Source organism: Bacillus sp. JJ1127 (genome assembly GCF_036965845.1).
Classification (GTDB): domain Bacteria; phylum Bacillota; class Bacilli; order Bacillales; family Bacillaceae_G; genus Bacillus_A.
The window spans coordinates 32,328-34,149 of sequence record NZ_JBALQK010000005.1; the positions used below are offsets into that span (position 1 = coordinate 32,328).

A 1,822-nucleotide genomic window follows, 5' to 3' on the forward strand; every position below is an offset into this window, starting at 1 on the left:
TAACCGCTTCTATGCATGGCCGGATGCTCTCTCCCGCCTAAAAGGAGGGGTTTTATGCCTTTTTTTAATTGATGTATATGCAGATTCTCCGTTTTACAAACAAAAAAAGCAAAGGGAGCTCCCTTTGCTTTTTTTGTTTGTATCTTCTTATGACACTTCTTCTTTTTTATTTTTCCCGTATTCATGCTCCCAGAAATCAGCATTTTTAATTCCTAATTCTTTTGGGTCAAACACAGGGTCTTTCCCTTCTTTTTTCTGCTTTTCATAGTCCTTTAATGCAAGGAGAGCTGGCTTCTGTAAGAATAAAATCGCAATAATGTTAACCCATGCCATAATTCCCACACCAATATCACCAAGAGCCCAAGCTGTTTCTGCTGTTTTCACACAGCCATAGAATACAACTCCTAGAAAAACGAATTTTAATATAAGCGACATCCACGGACGATTTTTATCACGATTTAAATATGCAATATTTGTCTCTGCAATGTAGTAATACGCCATAATTGTTGTGAAAGCAAAGAAGAATAGAGAAATAGCTACGAAACCGCTTCCAAACCCAGGGAAAACAGATTCTACTGCCGCCTGTGTATATCCAGGACCTGGCTGTGCACCATTTAGCTTATTTACGATGAAGTTTTTTCCGCTTGCATCAAATACGTTATACATGCCTGTAATAATCATCATAAATGCTGTTGCTGAACAAACAAATAATGTATCAATGTAAACGGAAAATGCTTGCACTAAACCTTGTTTAGCTGGATGCGATACTTCAGCAGCTGCGGCAGCATGCGGGCCAGTCCCTTGTCCTGCCTCATTTGAATAAATACCACGTTTTACGCCCCAAGAAATTGCTAAACCAATAATCCCACCAAAAGCAGCTTCTAAAGCAAATGCACTTTTTAAAATCAACATAAACGCTTCTGGTAATTTTTCAATATTCATAGCTACAATTACGCAAGCTACAAGAATATATCCAACTGCCATAAATGGCACAACAACTTGCGCTACGTTAACAATTCGCTTAACTCCTCCAAAAATAATAAGCGCTAATACAACTACTAATACTGCTCCTGATACAGATGTGCTAACACCAAAAGCTGTTTCCAAGCTTACAGCAATACTATTTGCTTGAACACCTGGTAGTAACGTCCCAGTTGCTAAAATTGTCGCTGCAACAAATACGAGAGCGTACCATTTAATTCCTAGTCCTTTTTCAATGTAGTAAGCTGGGCCACCACGGAATTGACCTTGGTGCTTCGTTTTGTATATTTGTGCAAGCGTCGATTCTACATAAGCAGACCCTGCACCTAAAAAAGCTACCGCCCACATCCAAAATACAGCCCCTGGACCACCAAATGCGATTGCTGTTGCAACACCAGCAATATTTCCTGTTCCTACGCGTCCAGATAATGAGAGTGCTAGCGCTTGGAATGAAGAAACACCTGCTTCTGATTTTTCCCCTTGAAATGTAAGCCTCACCATTTCGCCCACATGTCTAACTTGTAAAAATCTCGTTCGAATTGAAAAATATAAACCTACGCCTAAACATAAATAAACGAGTGCGGGACTCCATACAATATTATTTAACCAATTTACGAAAGTCTCCAAATTATTCCCCCTCCCCTTTTATAAAGAATATTCAGAATATATATAAAATTATAAATGTATATGTAATCTATGACAATATTATTTTAATAAAGCAAACATATTTTTGCATAAAAAAACAAAGTATATATACAATTTGATTTTCCATCATATAAATCGCTGCTATGAAGAACAAAAAGTGACCTGTACTCGTTTTCTCTCTTTGTTTTAACTTGGC

The 1,822-nt window shown here is 37.8% G+C and carries 1 protein-coding gene; it reads right to left on the reverse strand.

Translation table 11 applies throughout. The annotated features are described in order from the left end of the window. Positions 1-147: 147 nt before the first annotated feature. Entirely contained in the window at positions 148-1,608 is a 1,461-nt protein-coding gene (locus tag V7183_RS00840; RefSeq protein ID WP_335358424.1) for an alanine/glycine:cation symporter family protein, read from the reverse strand. Between the last annotated feature and the right edge of the window lie 214 nt (positions 1,609-1,822).